The 17,221-nt window shown below is 62.9% G+C and carries 18 protein-coding genes and 1 other RNA gene; 9 read left to right on the top strand and 10 right to left on the bottom strand.

Translation table 11 applies throughout. The features are described from left to right. Positions 1-76: 76 nt before the first annotated feature. Positions 77-1,021, bottom strand: coding sequence for an alpha/beta fold hydrolase (locus tag QQJ96_RS23190; RefSeq protein WP_284334412.1), 945 nt, complete (start codon positions 1,019-1,021; stop codon positions 77-79). A gap of 88 nt (positions 1,022-1,109) precedes the next feature. Here QQJ96_RS23190 and gcvA point away from each other — a divergent pair, with 88 nt between their 5' ends. Both gcvA and QQJ96_RS23180 read left to right on the top strand, forming a co-directional pair. Then, a complete protein-coding gene (gene gcvA, locus QQJ96_RS23185) occupies positions 1,110-2,018 on the top strand; it encodes a transcriptional regulator GcvA (RefSeq protein ID WP_284334411.1) in 909 nt (302 codons plus the stop codon). Positions 2,019-2,206: 188 nt separating this feature from the next. Beyond that, a complete protein-coding gene (locus QQJ96_RS23180; protein ID WP_284334410.1) occupies positions 2,207-3,187 on the top strand; it encodes an MBL fold metallo-hydrolase in 981 nt (326 codons plus the stop codon). Between the two features lie 173 nt (positions 3,188-3,360). Here the strand turns inward: QQJ96_RS23180 and dnaJ are convergent, their stop codons facing one another. The 5 genes from dnaJ to hrcA form a co-directional block, all read right to left on the bottom strand. Continuing rightward, positions 3,361-4,479, bottom strand: coding sequence for a molecular chaperone DnaJ (dnaJ, locus tag QQJ96_RS23175; RefSeq protein WP_284334409.1), 1,119 nt, complete (start codon positions 4,477-4,479; stop codon positions 3,361-3,363). Continuing rightward, positions 4,476-5,054, bottom strand: a complete 579-nt coding sequence (locus tag QQJ96_RS23170; RefSeq protein WP_284334408.1) for a TMEM175 family protein — start codon at positions 5,052-5,054, stop codon at positions 4,476-4,478. Before QQJ96_RS23170 ends, dnaJ begins: the two co-directional genes overlap by 4 nt. Positions 5,055-5,114: 60 nt before the next feature. Further along, on the bottom strand, positions 5,115-7,067 hold the full coding sequence (dnaK, locus tag QQJ96_RS23165) for a molecular chaperone DnaK (RefSeq protein WP_284334407.1): 1,953 nt from the start codon (positions 7,065-7,067) through the stop codon (positions 5,115-5,117). Positions 7,068-7,235: 168 nt separating this feature from the next. Then, positions 7,236-7,772, bottom strand: coding sequence for a nucleotide exchange factor GrpE (gene grpE / locus QQJ96_RS23160; RefSeq protein ID WP_284334406.1), 537 nt, complete (start codon positions 7,770-7,772; stop codon positions 7,236-7,238). Positions 7,773-7,857: 85 nt separating this feature from the next. Continuing rightward, complete coding sequence (gene hrcA / locus QQJ96_RS23155) at positions 7,858-8,913, bottom strand: heat-inducible transcriptional repressor HrcA (RefSeq protein ID WP_284334405.1); 1,056 nt, start codon at positions 8,911-8,913, stop codon at positions 7,858-7,860. 178 nt (positions 8,914-9,091) lie between these two features. On the opposite strand from hrcA, the gene recN reads away from it, so the two are divergent. Beyond that, positions 9,092-10,762 carry a DNA repair protein RecN gene (gene recN / locus QQJ96_RS23150; protein ID WP_284334404.1) on the top strand — a complete coding sequence of 557 codons (1,671 nt, stop codon included), beginning with the start codon at positions 9,092-9,094 and terminating at the stop codon, positions 10,760-10,762. A gap of 95 nt (positions 10,763-10,857) precedes the next feature. On the opposite strand, the gene QQJ96_RS23145 is transcribed toward recN, so the two are convergent. Continuing rightward, positions 10,858-11,493: a response regulator gene (locus tag QQJ96_RS23145; protein ID WP_284334403.1), complete on the bottom strand. Its 636-nt coding sequence runs from the start codon at positions 11,491-11,493 to the stop codon at positions 10,858-10,860. 184 nt (positions 11,494-11,677) lie between these two features. Between QQJ96_RS23145 and QQJ96_RS23140 the strand changes: the two genes are divergently transcribed. Next, complete coding sequence (locus QQJ96_RS23140; protein ID WP_284334402.1) at positions 11,678-13,261, top strand: MASE1 domain-containing sensor histidine kinase; 1,584 nt, start codon at positions 11,678-11,680, stop codon at positions 13,259-13,261. 353 nt (positions 13,262-13,614) lie between these two features. Here the strand turns inward: QQJ96_RS23140 and fur are convergent, their stop codons facing one another. Next, positions 13,615-14,034 carry a ferric iron uptake transcriptional regulator gene (fur, locus tag QQJ96_RS23135; protein ID WP_284334401.1) on the bottom strand — a complete coding sequence of 140 codons (420 nt, stop codon included), beginning with the start codon at positions 14,032-14,034 and terminating at the stop codon, positions 13,615-13,617. A gap of 75 nt (positions 14,035-14,109) precedes the next feature. Between fur and QQJ96_RS23130 the strand changes: the two genes are divergently transcribed. Then, entirely contained in the window at positions 14,110-14,577 is a 468-nt protein-coding gene (locus QQJ96_RS23130; protein WP_284334400.1) for an outer membrane protein assembly factor BamE, read from the top strand. A gap of 14 nt (positions 14,578-14,591) precedes the next feature. Here QQJ96_RS23130 and QQJ96_RS23125 read toward each other — a convergent pair whose 3' ends face one another. Together QQJ96_RS23125 and QQJ96_RS23120 are read right to left on the bottom strand one after the other, a co-directional pair. Beyond that, positions 14,592-14,867, bottom strand: a complete 276-nt coding sequence (locus tag QQJ96_RS23125) for an RnfH family protein (protein ID WP_284334399.1) — start codon at positions 14,865-14,867, stop codon at positions 14,592-14,594. Then, complete coding sequence (locus QQJ96_RS23120) at positions 14,860-15,291, bottom strand: type II toxin-antitoxin system RatA family toxin (protein ID WP_284334398.1); 432 nt, start codon at positions 15,289-15,291, stop codon at positions 14,860-14,862. The genes QQJ96_RS23125 and QQJ96_RS23120 overlap by 8 nt, the downstream gene beginning before the upstream one ends. Before the next feature lie 74 nt (positions 15,292-15,365). On the opposite strand from QQJ96_RS23120, the gene smpB reads away from it, so the two are divergent. From smpB to QQJ96_RS23100, 4 genes are all read left to right on the top strand, one after another. Beyond that, positions 15,366-15,860 carry an SsrA-binding protein SmpB gene (gene smpB, locus QQJ96_RS23115; protein WP_284334397.1) on the top strand — a complete coding sequence of 165 codons (495 nt, stop codon included), beginning with the start codon at positions 15,366-15,368 and terminating at the stop codon, positions 15,858-15,860. An 85-nt stretch (positions 15,861-15,945) separates the two neighbouring features. Continuing rightward, positions 15,946-16,297, top strand: a transfer-messenger RNA (tmRNA) gene (gene ssrA / locus QQJ96_RS23110). A gap of 224 nt (positions 16,298-16,521) precedes the next feature. Next, complete coding sequence (locus QQJ96_RS23105) at positions 16,522-16,698, top strand: hypothetical protein (RefSeq protein WP_284334396.1); 177 nt, start codon at positions 16,522-16,524, stop codon at positions 16,696-16,698. Next, positions 16,699-17,088, top strand: coding sequence for a type II toxin-antitoxin system death-on-curing family toxin (locus QQJ96_RS23100; protein ID WP_284334395.1), 390 nt, complete (start codon positions 16,699-16,701; stop codon positions 17,086-17,088). The last annotated feature ends 133 nt before the right edge of the window (positions 17,089-17,221 follow it).

Genomic DNA, 17,221 nt, shown 5'->3' with positions numbered 1-17,221 from the left:
CTGCCGGACATCTTCGCAAGATTCGCCGCTCAGCCCAAGTCTGCCAAAGAGACTTGGGCTTACGAAGAACCGCGCCTTAGTGCAGCTCGTCCCGATGCCGGCGGAGAAAATCACCCACCAGCGCAGCCACCTGGTCCGGCGCGTCCAGCGTGGCAAAGTGCGTGCTGTCGAGGATATGCACTTCCGCCTGGGGCGCATCGCGCCGATAGGCCTCGGCGCCCGGCGTGGTGAAGAACTGATCTTGCCTGCCCCACAGCACCAGCACCGGAACGTGCAAGCTGCGCAAGCTGGCTTGCCATGCCGGGTAGCGCGCGACGTTGTTGCCGTAGTCGAACCACAGGTCGTTGCGCGCATCGATCACGCCGGGACGCTGGAAGGCGGCGATCATTTGCAGGGTGGCATCAGCACCGGCATGGTCCTCATCGGACCAGTGCGCGGCCTGCGGATAAGCCAGGGCGCGGATATAGGCGGTGCGACGCGCATCGACGGCCGGATTGCGATGCTGCCAGTGGCGTCGCAATTCCCCATCGGGATCCTGCGCGGCAGGAAAGCCATCCAGGTGGATGACGCCGTTTTGAACCATGATCGCGGTGATGGCGCGCGGATTGGCACTGATCAAGCGAAACCCGACCGGCACGCCGTAATCCTGCATGTACAAGGCGTATCGCGCGATGCCGCGCAGCTTGAGGAAATGGCTTACCGTTTCGGCCAGGTGATCGAAGGTGTAGCGGTAGCGGATGTGATCCGGCGCGTCGGAATAGCCGAAGGAGGGATAGTCCATGGCAATCACGTGCACGGACTGGCTAGCAGCTAGCTCCTCCATCACCTGCGCATACATGATGGAAGAAAGCGGATTGCCATGCAGAAAGACGACCGTGGGTGCGTGGGGATCGCCGGCTTCGCGATAAAACAGCTCAAGGCCATCCACTTGCTGCCAGCCTTCGTGCAGCGAGGCGGCCCAAGTGGCCGGACTGAGGAACGAGAGGGCCATGGCCAGGCCGAAAAGCAGTCGATACATCATGCGCGATCCGTATTGAGGGCGCGCTATTATTCGACGCCAAGATCGCCGCAAGAAGCGATCGTTTTTCAGCGCGCGATGAATGCGATTCATGCCGGGTGAGGTCCCCAAGATGCGAAAGCCGTTGCCACCCATGCATACCTTGCGCAGCTTCGAGGCATTGGCGCGCGCCAGGAACTTCGCGCGTGCGGCCGAAGAACTGCATCTGACCGCCAGCGCGGTCAGCCACCAGATCAAGGCGCTGGAGTCTTTCTATGCCACCAGGCTGTTTCAACGAAACCGGAATGAGGTGACGCTGACTTCCGCCGGCACCAAGCTGCTGGAGGTGGTCAAGAGTGCGTTGGAGCAGTTGGCGCAGGTAGGGGAGTCGTTGCGCACACGAGATGGCAATCGCCTGTCGATTACCGCGCCGCCCTCGCTGGCAAGCCGCTGGCTGATGCCTCGTCTTGGCGCCTTCATGGCTAGGCATCCGCACATCGAGCTGAAGCTGCACGCCACGCCGGCGCTGGTGGACCTCGATGAGCAAGAGTGCGATTTTGCTCTGCGCTATGGCAAAGGACGTTGGGCCGGATTGCGCAGCGAAAAGCTGTTGGACGAAGTTTTGTTTCCGGTGGCTGCACGAACCTACGCGACGAAGAAAAACATCCGCCGCCTGGCCGACCTCAAAACCTGCCTGCTGCTGCGCGACGACTTCCAAACCTGGGAGGATTGGTTTGCACGGGTCGGGCAAACGCCGGCCCCCATGAGCTATGGCCCCAGCTTCAGCGATTCGGCCCTGCTGATGCAGGCCGCCGAAGCCGGACAAGGGATTGCGCTGGCACGCAGCGCGTTGGCAGCCGACGCGATCGCGTCAGGCTCATTGATCCGTATCGGCAAGCTGGCGGCACCGGCGCCGGGAGCGTATTACCTGGTGTCGTCTTCGCGGCGACCGGATTCGCCTCCCGCAGTATTGTTCCGGCAATGGCTGCTGGACGCGGCCTCAAGGCCATCCATCGTTTAATAGGTCGCCCAAAAAATCGAAGCCTGATTGGCAGGCCCATCGCCAACCATTTCCCACGGCGATCGCATTATCAGCTTGGCGTTCTTGACAGCGCCTGGCCCATTCAACACGATGCGCGCCGCTATATGCGATCGCATGACCCCTCTTTGTTCGACCGCCCACCCCACGGCAAAAATCAGGACAACAGCATGAGCACGAAACAGCGTTTTGTACGCGCGGCAATGATTACCGCACTGCTGCTAGGCGGAATGACGGGCACGGCCTTCGTCGAATCCGCGTACGCTGCCGCTCCCATGGTCAAGACTTCGGCACCTGCGTATTACCGGATGATGCTGGGCGATTTCGAGGTCACCGCGCTGAGCGATGGCACCACGGTCATGCCGGTGCAGAACCTGCTTACTCACACCACCGCTGAAAAGACGCGCCAGATGATGGCGGCGTCATTCGTGCAACTACCCTATGAAATGAACTTCAACGCCTTCCTGGTGAACACCGGCACCAAGCTGGTGTTGATCGATACGGGAACGGGCGCGATGTTCGGCTCCAACCTGGGCAAGCTGGTGGCCCGCCTGCAAGCCAGCGGCTACAAGCCGGAGCAAGTGGACGAGATCTATATCACCCATATGCACCCGGACCACATCGGTGGCCTGGTAGAACATGGCGAGCGTGTGTTTCCCAACGCCATTGTCCGCGCCAACCAGGGCGATGCGGATTTCTGGCTGAGCCAGGCACAAATGGACAAGGCCCCGAAAGAAGCACAGGCACACTTCAAGGACGCGATGGAGGCTTTGAACCCCTACATCCAAGCCGGCCGCTTCAAGCCTTTCCAGGGCGATATCGAGTTAACCCCGGGCATTCGCTCAGTGTCGCTGGCGGGCCATACACCCGGCCACACCGGCTACATGATCCAGAGCAAGGGTCAGAAAATGCTGGTGTGGGGCGATATCGTGCATGTGCCGGCGGTGCAGTTCGCGCACCCGGACATCACCATTCATTTCGATACCGACAGCGCGGCAGCGGAAGCCATGCGTGAGCATGTGCTCGCCGACGCGGCCAAGCAGGGTTATTACATCGCCGGCGCGCACCTCATCTTCCCGGCCATCGGCCATGTGCGCAAAGCCGGGTCCGGCTATGAATGGGTGCCGGTGAGCTATACCGAGTTGCACTGAGCCAACGAAAACGGATTGCCGTCGACCGCAGGCTCCCTCCCCTGCTTGGCAGGGGAGGGTTGGGGTGGGGTTGTTTGCGCTTGCCGCAGTATTGAAGATCACCGCGAGGTTGCTTCACCCCACCCCAGCCCTCCCCTACTACACGTAGGGGAGGGTGCAAATTCAGAGCATGCTCAGGACGTCACGCGCGACCAGAACTCTTTCACTCCATCCATCCAGCCCTTGGCGCGCGGCGAATGCTCGTCGTCGTCGGCGAACGTGCTCTCCAGCTTCTCCAGCAACTCGCGTTGCTCGCGGGTGAGACGCACCGGCGTCTCCACCACCACGCGGCAGACCAGGTCGCCGGTGCGGCCACCGCGTACCGATTTCACACCGCGCCCGCGCAACACGAACTGCTGCCCGGTCTGCGTTTCCGGCGGAATGGTGATGGCAACCTCGCCATCCAAGGTAGGCACCGGCAACTCCGCACCGAGGGCGGCCTGCGAAATACGGATCGGCACTTCGCAAAAGAGATTGTTGCCTTCGCGCTGGAAGATCTTGTGCTCGCGCACGCGCACTTCCACGTACAGGTCGCCGGCTTCGGAACCCGCCGGACCGGCCTCGCCCTGCCCGGCCAGGCGAATACGATCGCCATTGTCGACGCCGGCCGGAATACGCACCGACAAGGTGCGCGTTTCTTCCAGGCGGCCTTCGCCGTGGCACTGCTTGCAGGGCTTTTCGATCGCGCGGCCGGTGCCGCCGCAATGCGGGCAGCCCTGCTGGATGGAGAATATGCCGTTCTGCATGCGCACGCGGCCGTGGCCCTGGCAGGTGCGGCAGGTCACCGTCTTGCCGTCTTCGGAGCCGCTGCCGTTGCAGTGATGGCAATTAACCTGGGTGGGAATGTCGAACTTCTTCTCGACGCCGAACACGGCCTCTTCCAGATCCAGCTCCATGATGTAGCGCAGGTCCGCGCCGCGGCGCGGGCGCGACGAACGGCCAGTGCCGAAAATGTCGCCGAAGATATCCCCGAAGATGTCGCCCATGTCGCCGAAGCCGCCGGCACCGCCGCGGCCGCCCATGCCGCCCTCGAAGGCGGCGTGGCCGTACTGGTCGTACATACCGCGCTTCTGCGCGTCGGACAGCACCTCGTAGGCCTCCTTGGCCTCCTTGAATTTTTCCTGCGCGTGCGGATCGTCCGGGCAGCGGTCCGGATGGTATTTCATCGCCAGGCGACGGAACGCTTTTTTCAGTTCCGCGTCGTCCGCCGTGCGGTCGACACCCAGGATTTCGTAGTAGTCACGCTTGCTCATTTCATGATCCGCGATTCGATGCGCCGATCGGGAATGAACCAGATCGCAGCCACCGTGGCATAGAGAACACACGACATCCACGGCGCCACGAACGCCAGCAGCATGCCGCACAAATATATGGCGACGGCGACCCAGCCTTTCCAGTCACCGCCCACCGCCTGCGCCAGCAGCGAGGTTTCACCGCCGTTGGCCTTGATCAGGCAGCGTTGGAACGGCTGCCAGGCGATCGCACACATCAGCAACACAAAACCATAAACCGCCACCGGCAGCTGCGCGAAGTGATTCTCGCCCATCCACCCGGTGGTCACCGGCATCAGCGACAGCCAGAACAGCAGATGCAGGTTGGCCCACAGCACCGTGCCGTTGATCTTCTCGGCAGCATGCAGGAAGTGGTGGTGGTTATTCCAGTAGATGCCTACGTAGACGAAGCTCAGCACGTAGCTCAGGAACACCGGCCACTGCGGCAACAATACCTGCCAGCCGTCGCCGTGCGGCACTTTCAGCTCCAGCACCATGATGGTGAGGATGATGGCAAGCACGCCATCGCTGAAGGCTTCGAGCCGTCCCTTTTCCATCGACTCCCCTCGCAAAGAAAACGAGCGCCAAGGCCTGGCGCTCGTCTTCCGGGTCGTACTTTACGACGACTTGCGGTCGTTCTTCACCTCGGTGAACTCGGCGTCGACCACGTCGTCCGGCTGGGCCGAACCGCCGGGGCCCGGACCGTGCTGCGCGCCTGCGCCTGCGCCCGCACCCGCGCCGCCATCGGCATGGCCGGCCTGTGCCGCGGCGTACAACGACTGCGCCACTTGCTCCAGCTTCTGGATCTTCGCTTCGATCGCGGCCTTGTCCTCGCCGTCCTTCACCTTCTCCAGATCCGACAGTGCGCCTTCGATTTCGCTGAGCTGGGCGCCCGGCACCTTGCCGCCGTGCTCCTTCAGCGCACTGCGCGTAGCGTGCACCAGCTGGTCGGCCTTGTTGCGCGTGGCCACCAGCTCCTGGAACTTCTTGTCCTCTTCGCGATGCGTTTCGGCATCGGCCACCATGCGCTGGATTTCCTCGTCGGACAGGCCCGAACCGGCCTTGATCTCGATGCGCTGTTCCTTGCCGGTCTTCTTGTCCTTGGCCGACACATGCAGGATGCCGTTGGCGTCGATATCGAAGGTCACTTCGATCTGCGGCATGCCGCGCGGCGCAGCGTCGATGCCGGCCAGGTCGAACTTGCCCAGCGACTTGTTGGCCGAGGCGCGATCGCGCTCGCCCTGCAGCACGTGCACGGTCACCGCGGTCTGGTTGTCATCGGCGGTGGAGAACACCTGCGAAGCCTTGGTCGGCACGGTGGTGTTCTTCTCGATCAGCTTGGTCATCACGCCGCCCATGGTCTCGATGCCCAGCGACAGCGGGGTGACGTCCAGCAGCAGCACGTCCTTCACCGAACCGCCCAGCACGCCGCCCTGGATGGCCGCGCCCACGGCGACCGCTTCATCCGGGTTGACGTCCTTGCGCGGCTCCTTGCCGAAGAAATCCTTCACCGCTTCCTGCACCTTCGGCATGCGGGTCTGGCCGCCGACCAGGATCACCTCGCTGACGTCGGAGATGCGCAGGCCAGCGTCGTTGAGCGCGGTGCGGCACGGCTCGATGGTGCGCTTGACCAGGTCTTCCACCAGCGCTTCCAGCTTGGCGCGGGTAAGCTTGATGTTCAGATGCTTCGGACCGGAGGCATCGGCCGTCACGTACGGCAGGTTCACTTCGGTCTGGTGCGAGGACGACAGCTCGATCTTCGCGCGCTCGGCCGCATCCTTCAGGCGCTGCAGCGCCAGCGGATCCTTGCTCAGGTCGATGCCCTGGTCCTTCTTGAATTCCTCGATGAGATAGTCGATGACGCGCTTGTCGAAGTCTTCGCCGCCCAGGAAGGTATCGCCGTTGGTGGCCAGCACTTCGAACTGCTTCTCGCCGTCGACTTCGGCGATCTCGATGATCGACACGTCGAAGGTGCCGCCGCCGAGGTCGTACACCGCGATCTTGCGGTCGCCGCCCTTCTTGTCCAGGCCGTAAGCCAGTGCGGCGGCGGTCGGCTCGTTGATGATGCGCTTCACGTCCAGGCCGGCGATGCGGCCGGCGTCCTTGGTCGCCTGGCGCTGGCTGTCGTTGAAGTAGGCCGGCACGGTGATCACCGCTTCGGTGACCGCTTCACCGAGGTAATCCTCGGCGGTCTTCTTCATCTTCATCAGCACCTTCGCGGAGACTTCCGGCGGCGCCATCTTCTTGCCGTCCGAGGTCTGCACCCAGGCGTCGCCGTTTTCGTGCGCGACGATGCCGTACGGCACGATGTGGATGTCCTTCTGCACTTCCGCGTCGGTGAACTTGCGGCCAATCAGGCGCTTCACCGCGTAGAAGGTGTTCTTGGGATTGGTGACGCCCTGGCGCTTGGCGGGAGCGCCGACCAGTACTTCACTGTCCTTGGTGAAAGCGACGATGGACGGCGTGGTGCGATCGCCCTCCGAGTTCTCGATCACCTTGGCGGTGCTGCCATCCATGATGGCGACGCACGAGTTGGTCGTGCCCAGGTCGATACCAATGATCTTGCCCATGATGTGTGTGCTCCGGAAAACTTGGGATGCGGCCCCTCAGCCGCGAATGGTTGACAGATGGGGTTCTGGCGAAACGCGTTCAATACCAAGTGAACCCTGCAGTTCTGGAATTGCTAGAGTCTGTTCACCATCTCCGCTGCGCGGGGGTGTTGAGCAGACTCTCCTCGTTCAGTCGTCCTTGGCCACGGACACCAGGGCCGGGCGCAGCAATCGGTCATTCAGAACGTAGCCTTTTTGCAGTACCGCCACGACCGTGCCGGGCGACTTGCCGGGCGCCTCCACCATGCTCACCGCGTGATGGCGTTCAGGGTCCAGCGGCTGGTCGAGCGGATCGACCGGCACCAGGCCGTTGTTGCCTGCGATGCGCAGCAGCTCTTTCAGGGTGAGGCCCAGGCCCTCGCGAATCGCGGCAACGTCGCCCCCCTCCACGGCCAGGCCGCGCTCCAGGCTGTCATAGACCGGCAAGAGATCGTTGAGCAGTTTTTCGTTGGCGAAGCGGCGGGCCTGTTCCAGGTCGCGATGCAGGCGGCGACGTTGGTTTTCCAGCTCGGCCTTTTCGCGCAGCACGGTTTCGCGCAACTCCTTGTTGCCGGCTTCCAGCTCGGCCAGCTTGGCCTTGAGCGCTTCAAGCTCCTCGCCTGCTGCGGCGTTCTGCGCGCCCGTTTCAGGCGTTTCGTTGGGCGACTGCGAATCGCTGTTGTGCATGAATGACTCCAAACCTCGTCCTGGGCCGGTCCAGCTGAGACCGACCATCCAAATTGTGCGGGTGGCCCCGCCTCCCAACCTGCCGTTATAAGGCCGTAGCAGCCCGATTCAAGGCGTCGCTGAGCAGCCGCGCGGTGGCCTGCACCACCGGAATAACGCGATCGTAAGCCATGCGCGTGGGGCCGATCACCCCCACCGCGCCCAGCAACCGGCCTTGCGCCCCATAACTGGCAGTGACCACGCTGCAGCCGTCCAGCGCGGCGAAACCCGATTCCTCGCCGATGAACAAGCGCACGCCGGGGGCTTTGGCGCAGGTTTCCATCAGCTGCAGCAGCTCGTTCTTTTTCTGGAACGCCTCGAACAATTCGCGCAGGCGCTCCAGGTTGCCCAGTTCCGAATAGGCCATCAGGTTGGTCTGGCCGCTGACCAGCACATCCTCGTCCTGCGGTGCGAAAGAGGCTGCCGCCAACTCTACCGTTTGGGCCAGCAGCTGATGCAATTCGCTGCTGGCCTGACGCAGTTCGTGCAGCAGGTGCGCGCGGATGTCATCCACACGCAAGCCGGCAAAATGCTCGTTGATGTAATTGGCCGCCTGCTCCAGCACCCGTGCGTCCAACGGCTTGTCCAACTGGATCACGCGGTTCTGCACCTGGTTGTCGGAGAACACCAGGATCACCAGCACGCGAGCCTCCGGCAGCGCCACGAAATCGATATGGCGCAGCGGGAAGTCGGTCTGGCGCGGCACCATCACCACGCCGGCGAAATGGGTCATGGCCGACAACAGGGCCGAGGCATTGCCGGCCAGGTCGCGCACCGTGGTCGGACCCGGCGGCAACTCGCGCTGCAGCCGCACCATCTCGTCGTGCGCCAAGGGCTGCAGTTCGATCAGGCTGTCGACAAACAGGCGTAGTCCGCGCGGGGTGGGAATGCGCCCGGCCGAGGTATGCGGCGAGGCGACCAGGCCAGCCTCCTCCAGGTCGGCCATGACGTTGCGGATGGTGGCCGGGCTCACGTCCAGCCCCGAAGACCGCGACAGCGTGCGCGAGCCCACTGGCTCACCGTCGATCAAATACTGCGCGATCAACGTGCGCAGCAGGCGCCGCGCGCGGGTATCGAGTTCATGGCCAGGGTGACGAGACATGCGCTGTGGCAATCCGTGAGACGCCTAAGAAATAAGGTTTGGCGGGGAAGAAAGCAAGAAAGGAAGGGCATGCTTGCGCGATGCGCCCCCTCCCCTGCCTGACGGGGGAGCGGGCAGCTCCCATTCCCTGTAACCCGTTCCCACTTACAATTCGCCCGACCACTGCCACCCTCACCTCATGCTCACCTCTCTTTACGTTCGCCACCTTGCCGTCGTTGAAGAAGCCGATATCGCCTTCGGCCCCGGCCTGACCGTCGTCAGCGGCGAAACCGGCGCGGGCAAGTCGCTGCTGGTCGATGCCCTGATGCTGCTGGCCGGCGCCCGCGCCGACAGTGGCATCGTGCGCGCCGGCAGCGATCGCGCGGAACTGGCCGCGGAATTCGACCTGGCCAAGCTGCCCGAAGCGCGCGACTGGCTGCAACGCGAAGAACTGGACGAAGACGGCGCCTGCCAGCTGCGCCGCGTGATCCGCGCCGAGGGCAGCTCGCGTGCCTGGATCAACGGCCGCCCCGCCACCCTCAGCCAGATCGGCGAGCTGGCCGCGTTGCTGGTGGAAATCCACGGCCAGCACGAACACCAGGCGCTGCTGGATCGCGCCCATCAGTTGAACCTGCTGGATGCCTATGCCGAAAACGAAGCGCGGGTGGCGCAAGTGCGCGAGTTGGCGCAGCAATGGCGCGAACTCGGCGCGCGTATGCGCAAGCTCGCCGGCGGCGAAGACCGCGAGCATCGCTTAGGCCTGTTGCGGCACGAGCTGTCCGAACTGGAAAAATGGGCGCTGCCCGCGGCCGAACTGGCGGAACTGGAAAACAGCCACAAGCGGCTGGCCAATGCCAGCAAACTCACCGAAGGCATCACCGGCGTCGTCGACCTGCTCGATGGCGACAGTGAATTGGCGCTGCGTTCGTCGCTGGGCCGCGCGCATGCCGAACTCAGCCGCCTCGCCGCGCTGGACGATCGCCTCGCGCCGATGCTCGAACTGCTCGACAGCGCGCAGATCCAGCTCAACGAAGCCGTCGATGGCCTTGGCCGCTACGCGCAGGACGTAGACCTCGATCCGGACCGCTACGCCGAAGTGGATACCCATCTCACGCGACTGCACGAACTTTCGCGCAAACATCGCCTGCCGGTTGCCGAACTCGATGCCAGGCGTATCGCCCTTGAGGCCGAACTGACCGAACTGGAAAACGCCGGCGAGGCGCTGGAAAAGTTGGAAGCACAACGCACCCAGCTGCAACGCGACTACGACAAAGCCGCCGAAGCCCTGGGCAAGGCGCGACAAACCGCCGCCAAGCGGCTAGGCAAGGAAGTCAGCAGCCTGATGGCCGAGCTGGGCATGGCTGGCGGCGTGCTGCAGGTGGCCCTGGAGATTTCCGAAAACAGCGATCCCGATCCGCAAGGGCGCGAGCGCTGCGAACTGCTGGTGAGCGCCAATCCCGGCCAGCCGCCGCGCCCTTTGCGCAAGGTTGCCTCGGGCGGCGAACTTGCGCGCATCAGCTTGGGCATCGAAGTGGCGACGCTGGGCAAGGACACCATCGGCTGCATGGTGTTCGACGAAGTCGACACCGGCATCGGTGGCGCGGTGGCCGAAGTGGTCGGCCAGAAACTGCGGGCACTGGGTTCGCGCTGCCAGGTGCTGTGCGTGACGCATTTGCCGCAAGTGGCCGCGCAAGGTCATGCGCATTTGCGCGTGAGCAAACATGCCGAAGGCGGATCCACCCATACGCGCATCGAACCGCTGAACGCCGAGGGGCGGCGCGACGAGTTGGCGCGCATGCTCGGGGGCGTGGAAATCACGCGCGAAACACGGGCGCATGCGAAGAAAATGCTGGAACAGGCGCAGGTTTAGGAGTGAATGCGTAGGCTGGGATGACAATCCCAGCATGGCGGTCCGGACGAAAGCTGGGATTGTCATCCCAGCCTACGAAAATCCCCCGCCGCGCATCACGTGCGGATGGGCAGCAAGCCCCGCTCACTGGCAATCCGATAAAGATCCAGCTCCGATCCCGCTCCCAGCTTGCCCATCAAGCTCGCGCGGTGGATGTACACCGTCTTCTGCCCGATCCCCAGCTCCGCCGCCACTTGTTTGGGTGCGCGCCCCGCCGCCAGCAGCAGGAATACCTCATGCTCGCGCGCGGTAAGCCGGTCGATCGGATCGAGCGTGTCTTGCGGACGCTCCGCCCGCCGCTGCCGCAAATCGGAACTGAGGAATTGCTCGCCGCGCATCACCGCACGCAAGCCGGCCACCAGCTCTTCAGGCGCGACTCCCTTGGTCACGTAACCGCTTGCCCCGCGACGCAACGCTTCCGATACGTAGGGTTCGCCATCGTGCATGCTCAACACCACGATGCGCGTATGCGTGGCGACGCTGCGCAAGTGTTCGATCAAGGGCAAGCCGCTGCCGTCCGGCAAGGACAAGTCCAGGGCCACCAGGTCGGGGCGGAATTGACCGATCGCCTCCACCGCGTCGTCGGCATTGCGGCACTCGGCCACCACCTCGAGGTCGGGCTCCATTTCAATGAGCCGTTTGAACCCCTCGCGGACTATGGCGTGATCGTCGACCAGAACAATGCTGTGCATGGGGGCACTGTAGCAAACCAGAGGGCCGTCATTCCCGCGAAGGCGGTAATCCATGTTGCCCTGATGCAAAAAGCGAAGATGGATTCCCGCTTTCACGGGAATGACGGCTCCCAGAAGGGGCCTAGGGGTGTCCCAGGCAATGGGTAACCCTCACACGCCGGCCACCGCCCGCTAACATCCACGCATGCGTCTAAAACTCTCCCTGCTCACTTCCGGCCCCGTCGCCGGCCTCGGCTACGGCCTGCTCTGGGCCCTGCTGTGGCCCACCACGCAACCGGACTGGACCCTGCAATTCGGCCTGCGCTTCGGCGTGCTGTTGCTGTCCCCGCTGCGCTACTGGGGCTGGCTGATCAGCGCCGAATTGGCGGTCGCCGCGAGCATCGAGTACTGGTACGGAGCCGACTGGCACAGCTTCGTCTTCTGGGATCTGCCGCAGCCGCTGACGGTGGCGCTGTGCCTGGGGCTGCTGCGCCGCGCGAACCTGCGGCCCAGCATGCGCGACCCCGAGGAAGTCTCGCGCCTGCTGCTTGCCGGCGGCTTCATCGGTGCGGCGGCCACGGCCACCGACGCGCTGGTGATGGCACTACTCAACGAACTGCCCTCGAACGGATTGATGGAAGGGTTCGGCAATGAGGTACTCGGCAACTACGTCGGGCTACTGCTGATCGTGCCGCCGCTGATCATGTTCTGGCGCATCCTCCCGTCCAAACAGGAGGCCTCCGAACTGCTGATGGACGGCTTGCTGGTGATGCTGCCGGCGCTGGTGATCCTGCTGATCCTCACCGAGCAAGCGGCGCCGCAACGCGAGTTCGCACGCATCCTGTCGCTGGCGCCGGTGTTGTTCTTCGCCTTCCGGCACGGCTGGCGCGGGGCCAGCCTGTCGATGCTGGTATCGAGTCTCGGCATGGCTGTGGTCGACCGCGTATTCACCCATGTCATACCCACGGCCTCCTCGCACATGTTCCTCGCCGTGGCCGGCACCGGCGCGCTGATGCTGGGTTCGGCCACCGACGCGCTACGCCGCAGCAGCGAACGGATGGCCGAGCAGAACGTGTACCTCGCAGCAGTGAACCGGCGCCTGGATCACCTGGCCCGCCAATTGCGCGACGCCGCGCGCGGCAACATGCAGGCGGAAGAAAACCAGCGCCGCCATATGGCCGCCGAGCTGCACGACGAACTGGGCCAGAACCTCACCGCCATCCACACCCACGTGAAGCTGGCCCAGACCCGCCTGAAACAGGCCGGCATGGGCGATATCGGCACCTCTATCAACGACATCCTTGCCCACATGCGACGAGTCCTGCATCGCGTGATGGACGACCTGCGCCCCGCAGTGCTGGACGAGTTCGGCCTGATGCGCGCGCTGGACGAAGGCCCCATCCGCGACCTGATGGTTACCGCCGGGATGCTCTACCACACCGAACTGCACGGCGATCCGCGCCTGCTGGAGGACGACATCCGCACTGCGATCTACCGGCTGGCCCAGGAAAGCGCCACCAACGCCGTAAAGCACGCCCAGGCTTCGGAATTCCGCCTACGCCTGCGCATTGGCGAGCGGGCGGGCGTGGCCCTGGCCTTGCTGGACATTCGGGACAATGGCGTGGGTCTGCCGGCGCGCGTGCCGCGCGGGGGGCGGGGCCTGCAGGGCATGCGCGACCGCGTCACTTCACTGGGCGGATTGTTCCGCCTCAGGCCCGACGCCCAAGGCGTTCACCTGCGAATTTTGCTGCGAAGCAGCATATCCCGAACCGAAACCAGTGACTTGTGACACTGTAACTAGGAAATTTTCCAATACCAGCTCCGTAAAAGCTTCGTTAGCATCTGTCCATCGATGTGGGGGAGCCGCCGTCGCGAGACGGTGAGCGCGAGTCAGCCGTGGGGACGGGTGACTCGAAGAGTGGCAGGATGCCACTCCGCCGGAGTCTGGACATATGCAGGTATCGCGAGCAACTCCGATACATTGCAGTCAAGAGACAACGGTAAGCCGCAGGGCGGACAGGAGTCCTCCCGCGGCTTTTTTTCTGCCCGCTTTCCGGGAAACCTGTAGGCTGGGATGACAATCCCAGCATCGCGCAAGTGCGGACATGGCAAGCTGGGATTGTCATCCCAGCCTACGTGCCCCTATTTTTTGCGGTTCCCCATCGGCCTCACATACAGCACCAGGCTATGGTCCTGAATCTCATAGCCGTGCTTGGCCGCTATCTCGCGCTGCAAGCGCTCGATCTCTTCGCTGACGAACTCGATCACCTTTCCGCTGTCCACATCGATCATGTGGTCGTGGTGCTGGCCGCGATCCAGTTCGTACACCGCCTGCCCGCCCTCGAAGTTGTGCTTGCTGAGGATGCCGGCGGCCTCGAACTGGGTCAGCACCCGGTACACCGTGGCCAGGCCGATGTCTTCCTGGTAACCCAGCAGCTTCTTGTAGACGTCCTCGGCCGTGAGGTGGCGGGCGCCCTCTTCCTCGAAGATCTGCAGAATGCGCATCCGGGGGTGGGTGACCTTCAACCCGGCCTTGCGAAGTTCTTGTGTTTCCTGCTCCATCGCAAGCTCCCGATACACGGTGGAATCAAGCCATTAGTGTATCATCGACCTCTTCACGATCCGGACGCACTACGAATGCAAAAGCTGATTCGCACACTGGGCTATGCCACGCTGGCGCTGTCGCTCGCCGGCTGCCATATCGTGTACACCCCGGACGTCGCCCAGGGCAATCTTTTCGATAAAACCATCGACAAGAACCTGGCCGAGCAGCTCAAGCCGGGTCTGACCAAGCGCCAGGTGCTGGTGCTGCTTGGCACACCCTCCGTGTCCACGCCGTTCAACCAGAACCGCTGGGATTACGTGTCCACGTACTCGCATCGCGGCCAGAAGATGCAGGTCAATAACATGAGCCTGTTCTTCAACAACGACGTGCTGGTGCGCACCGAAGGCAACCTGTACTTCCAGGATGCGCAGAAGCTGGTGCAGCAGAGCAACAAGTTCAAGACCAAATACGACGTCAACGACACCTCCGGCGACAAGAACCCCAACGCGGGCGGCGAGAAGAGCGGTGACGACAACAGCGGTGGCGGCGGCCCGAACTGATCGCCCCGCCGGCTTTACCTGGCGCGGCGGCGCCGCGCGTCTTTCGGATCGAGCGCAAGCGGCCGGTAGATTTCCACCCGGTCGCCATCCTGCAGGGTTTCATCCGCCGCGACGCGGCGGGAAAAGATGCCCAAGTGAGCCGGGTCAAACACCAGCCCGGGCATCTCTTCAAGAATCCCCGACTGCTCCACCGCCTGCAACACGGAACTGCCCGCCGGCAGGCTTACTTGGCGCAACAGCTGGCGCTCCGGCATCGCGCAAACCACTTCCACGCGGATGCGCTCAGCCATAGACCTTGTCCGCCTCACGGCAGAAATCGTCGACCATGCGATTGGCCAGCCCCTGGAAACCCAGTTTCAATGCAGTGCCGCCGAGCCGGCCGGCGTAGTCAAAATCCAGCTCCAGCGCGACCTTGCAACCGTCCGTGCCGAGCGGGATGAAATCCCAGAAGCCCTCCAGGCTGCGGAACGGCCCGTTCACCAGGCTCACCTGCAGGCGGCGTGGGCGGTCGATGGTGTTGCGGGTGGTAAAGCTGTGATGGAAGCCGGCGAACTTGAGATCCAGCCGCGCCACCAGCATGTTGTCCCCTCGCTCGACCACCTCGGCGTTGCCACACCAGGCGAAGCGCTTTGGGTATGCTTCGACCTCGTTGACCAGGTCGAACATCTGCGTCGGCGAATATTTCACCAAGGCATTGCGGCGGATTTGGATCACGTCGGCCCCATCAGAAGAATTCCAGCCCCAGGCAGACAGTCTGCCCTGGGCGACAGGCCCAAAGTTTAACGGACATGGCAAAAGCAAAGGACAAAGACAAAAAAGAAACCGGCGGCACCATCGCGCTCAACAAGCGCGCCCGGCACGAGTACCACATCGACCAGCGCTTCGAGGCGGGTGTGGCCCTGCAAGGCTGGGAGCTGAAGGCCCTGCGCGCCGGCCGCATCAACTTCGGCGACGGCTATGCCGTGGTGCTGAAGGGCGAGATCTTCCTGGTGGGTACCTCCATCCCACCGCTGATCAGCGCCTCCACCCACGTGGTGCCGGTGGACCGCCGCACGCGCAAGCTGCTGCTGCACCGTCAGGAGATCGACCAGCTGATCGGCGCGGTCGAGCGCAAGGGCTACACCCTGGTGCCCATGGCCATGTACTGGAAGGCCAACAAGGTGAAAGTCGAAATCGGCCTGGCGCGCGGCAAGCAGGAACACGACAAGCGCAACACCGAGAAAGAACGCGACTGGCAGCGCGAAAAGCAGCGCACCATGCGCTCGCACAACCGCGAGGCATGATCCGACGCCCTAGCCCGCCATGGGTTGATATCGCGTACTGCCGTCACCATATATACTTGAACCGCTAACGCGATCTTTTTTCCCCGGGGGTGTTCTGGCTTCGACGGGGGTAGTGAGATAGCTTGGTGCATGCCGAGGGGGCAGCTTTCCTCGTTAATCCAGCCGCAAACTTATAGTTGCCAACGACGACAACTACGCTCTGGCCGCTTAAGGCCTAGCCCCGAACCCACTTGTGCCTGTGCTCGTGGATGTAGGGTCATTATCACGGGATCGCCCAAAGTCGCCGCCTGCCGGCCAGGGTTAAATCAAGCGGGCTGGTCCTTCGATGCGCCTCGCACTCTGTGCTGTCGCGGGACGAGATCCAACAGTGAGCTAAGCATGTAGTACCGGGCGTCAAGCGCCTTCGGACGCGGGTTCGACTCCCGCCACCTCCACCATCAAAAGCAAAACGCCCGGCGAGGAATCGCCGGGCGTTTTTCGTTTCCGGGACTTACGCATCAAGCACCCACCCTGACGAGGGCGCCCCATTAAAGGCGGCGTAGCAGGTTTTCTTCTGCTTTTTAGCCGCGTGTTACAATAAAAAGCGCAAAGTCGCGAAAGACTTTACTAGTCTCTGAGCTGGCTGAACTAGTTAATTGCCCTGCAATGGCGAAGGTGCCTCATGACCGGTAAACAAAAAAAAGTATTGCACGGTGTAGAGCTGAAACCGCGCCCAATCATTCACCCGAAAAGAGATGTGAATGTCTCCACCGAAGAGTCAAAGAGCCGTGTAGTTCAAGCGGCCCGAAAAGTCATGGCTACCCATGACAAGGTCCTAAAGGCATTGAAGGATCGATGAATGCTGGATCTCGGCTATGTGATTACTATCCATGACGAAATTTTAGCTAAATACGGTGGCCTTTCGGGGTTTGCCAGCGGCGGGCGAGGTGGTGTGGAGGCCGCCATCCAGCGTGTAGAAAATCATGTTTTCTATGCCGGCCTAAATGATGTCTTTGGCATCGCTGCCGCATATGCCGTGGCCATTGCTCGAGGCCACGTGTTCAATGATGGGAATAAGCGAACCGGCCTTGCTTGCACGCTGACCTATTTGGAGATGGAAGGGATCATCATCGAAGAGCTTTCTGATCTTGAGGAAGTCATGGTAGATGTCGCCAACGGCACCGTGGATCAAGGGGAGCTCGCAGAATACCTCGGTACGATCTGGCTGAGATCGCAACCCTCGACGTAAGTCGCCCCTTCGATACGCCTCACACTCTGCGCTGTCGTGGGACGAAATCCAACCCTGAGCCAAGCATTGCAGTACCGGGCGTCAAGCGCCTTCGGACGCGGGCACCAAAAGCAAGACGCCCGGCGAGGAATCG

It is taken from the genome of Dyella flagellata (assembly GCF_030160275.1).
Taxonomy (GTDB): domain Bacteria; phylum Pseudomonadota; class Gammaproteobacteria; order Xanthomonadales; family Rhodanobacteraceae; genus Dyella_B; species Dyella_B flagellata.
This window is presented reverse-complemented; position numbering and strand designations above follow the sequence as displayed.

Excerpts from the sequence above, each read along its gene's own strand:
- QQJ96_RS23190 (WP_284334412.1), bottom strand. The coding sequence starts at position 1,021 with ATGATGTATCGACTGCTTTTCGGCCTGGCCATGGCCCTCTCGTTCCTC.
- gcvA (WP_284334411.1), top strand. The coding sequence starts at position 1,110 with ATGCCGGGTGAGGTCCCCAAGATGCGAAAGCCGTTGCCACCCATGCAT.
- QQJ96_RS23180 (WP_284334410.1), top strand. The coding sequence starts at position 2,207 with ATGAGCACGAAACAGCGTTTTGTACGCGCGGCAATGATTACCGCACTG.
- dnaJ (WP_284334409.1), bottom strand. The coding sequence starts at position 4,479 with ATGAGCAAGCGTGACTACTACGAAATCCTGGGTGTCGACCGCACGGCG.
- QQJ96_RS23170 (WP_284334408.1), bottom strand. The coding sequence starts at position 5,054 with ATGGAAAAGGGACGGCTCGAAGCCTTCAGCGATGGCGTGCTTGCCATC.
- dnaK (WP_284334407.1), bottom strand. The coding sequence starts at position 7,067 with ATGGGCAAGATCATTGGTATCGACCTGGGCACGACCAACTCGTGCGTC.
- grpE (WP_284334406.1), bottom strand. The coding sequence starts at position 7,772 with ATGCACAACAGCGATTCGCAGTCGCCCAACGAAACGCCTGAAACGGGC.
- hrcA (WP_284334405.1), bottom strand. The coding sequence starts at position 8,913 with ATGTCTCGTCACCCTGGCCATGAACTCGATACCCGCGCGCGGCGCCTG.
- recN (WP_284334404.1), top strand. The coding sequence starts at position 9,092 with ATGCTCACCTCTCTTTACGTTCGCCACCTTGCCGTCGTTGAAGAAGCC.
- QQJ96_RS23145 (WP_284334403.1), bottom strand. The coding sequence starts at position 11,493 with ATGCACAGCATTGTTCTGGTCGACGATCACGCCATAGTCCGCGAGGGG.
- QQJ96_RS23140 (WP_284334402.1), top strand. The coding sequence starts at position 11,678 with ATGCGTCTAAAACTCTCCCTGCTCACTTCCGGCCCCGTCGCCGGCCTC.
- fur (WP_284334401.1), bottom strand. The coding sequence starts at position 14,034 with ATGGAGCAGGAAACACAAGAACTTCGCAAGGCCGGGTTGAAGGTCACC.
- QQJ96_RS23130 (WP_284334400.1), top strand. The coding sequence starts at position 14,110 with ATGCAAAAGCTGATTCGCACACTGGGCTATGCCACGCTGGCGCTGTCG.
- QQJ96_RS23125 (WP_284334399.1), bottom strand. The coding sequence starts at position 14,867 with ATGGCTGAGCGCATCCGCGTGGAAGTGGTTTGCGCGATGCCGGAGCGC.
- smpB (WP_284334397.1), top strand. The coding sequence starts at position 15,366 with ATGGCAAAAGCAAAGGACAAAGACAAAAAAGAAACCGGCGGCACCATC.
- QQJ96_RS23105 (WP_284334396.1), top strand. The coding sequence starts at position 16,522 with ATGACCGGTAAACAAAAAAAAGTATTGCACGGTGTAGAGCTGAAACCG.
- QQJ96_RS23100 (WP_284334395.1), top strand. The coding sequence starts at position 16,699 with ATGCTGGATCTCGGCTATGTGATTACTATCCATGACGAAATTTTAGCT.